Genomic DNA, 1,357 nt, shown 5'->3' on the forward strand with positions numbered 1-1,357 from the left:
GCCAAAGGAGGCAGGTATGTCGTCAGTCAGCGGTTCGGCTGCGGGGATGCCGTCGGGTATGACGTCGGCGAGCAAGACGGTCGGTCATCACGAGCATCATTGGTTCAGGGAGCCGACGGAGCCGGCGCCGGGGAGTTATGTGGCGTGGCTGCTGATCGCGCAGTTCGTGTTCTTCGTGGCGTTGCTGGGGCCGGCGATCGTGGGTATCGGGTTGAAGATCACGAAGCTGGTGGAGTCGGGGGCGCTCCCGAAGGATGGTGCGATCGGGGCGGCGGCGGTGCTCGGTGGGGTGGGGGCGTTGTTCGCGACGGTCGCGAATGTGGTGTTCGGTCGGCTGTCGGATCGGACCACGTCGCGGTGGGGTCGGCGGCGGATCTGGATCGTGTTGGGCACGGTGATCATGACGTTCGCGTTCGTGATCATGGCGGTGGCGCCGTCGCTGTTGTGGGCGACGGTGGGTTGGGCGTTGGCGCAGCTGGGTGCGAACATGACGCTGGCGCCGTTCATCGCGACGGTCGCGGACCAGGTGCCGAAGTTCGAGCGGGGCCGGATCACCGCGTCGCTGGGGATCGCGCAGAACCTGGGCATCCTGGGCGGTGTGTATGTGGCGCAGTGGTTCCAGAACCAGCTGATCATCATGTTCGTGGTGCCGTCGATCCTCGCGATCGGGGCGATGCTGGTGTTCGCGTTCGTGCTGCGCGATCAGGTGCTGCCGACCAAGCCGGAGCGGATGGATTTCCGGGACTGGTGGGAGACGTTCTGGGTGAGCCCGGTGAAGTTCCCGGACTACGCGCTGGCGTGGTGGTCGCGGTTCCTGATCACGCTGGCGAGCTTCATGTTCACCACGCTGCGGTTCTTCTACGTCAACCTGCACCTGCACATCAAGACCGAAGACGTCGCGGCGATCATCTCCACGAGCGTGCTGATCTACACCGCCGCGCTGGTGGTCAGCGGCTACCTCGCCGGCTGGCTCTCCGACAAGCTCGGCCGCCGCAAGGTGTTCGTGTGGGGGTCGACGGTGATGTTCGCGATCGGCACGGTGCTGCTCAGCTTCGTCGACTCGGTGGGCGGGTTCTTCCTGCTGGAGGCGTTCCTGGGCATCGCGTACGGCATCTACGTCGGGGTGGACCTGGCGCTGGTGGTCGACGTGCTCCCCAACCCCGACGACTCCGGCAAGGACCTCGGCGTGTTCAACATCGCCAACGCGCTGCCGCAGACCCTGGCCCCGGTGCTCACCGGCATCCTCGCCTACGTCGGCGCCTACCCGAACTTCACCCTGGTGCTCTGGGTCGCCGGCGCCGCCGCCCTGATCGGCGCGGTCGTGATCATACCGATCAAGAAGGTGAGGTAAGCCGCG

1 protein-coding gene is annotated in these 1,357 nt (G+C 66.2%); it reads left to right on the forward strand.

The annotated features are described in order from the left end of the window. Positions 1-16 precede the first annotated feature (16 nt). Complete coding sequence (locus ABD212_RS18945; protein WP_344097775.1) at positions 17-1,351, forward strand: MFS transporter; 1,335 nt, start codon at positions 17-19, stop codon at positions 1,349-1,351. Positions 1,352-1,357 lie beyond the last annotated feature (6 nt).

The organism is Microbacterium deminutum (genome assembly GCF_039530205.1).
GTDB classification, from domain to species: Bacteria; Actinomycetota; Actinomycetes; order Actinomycetales; family Microbacteriaceae; genus Microbacterium; species Microbacterium deminutum.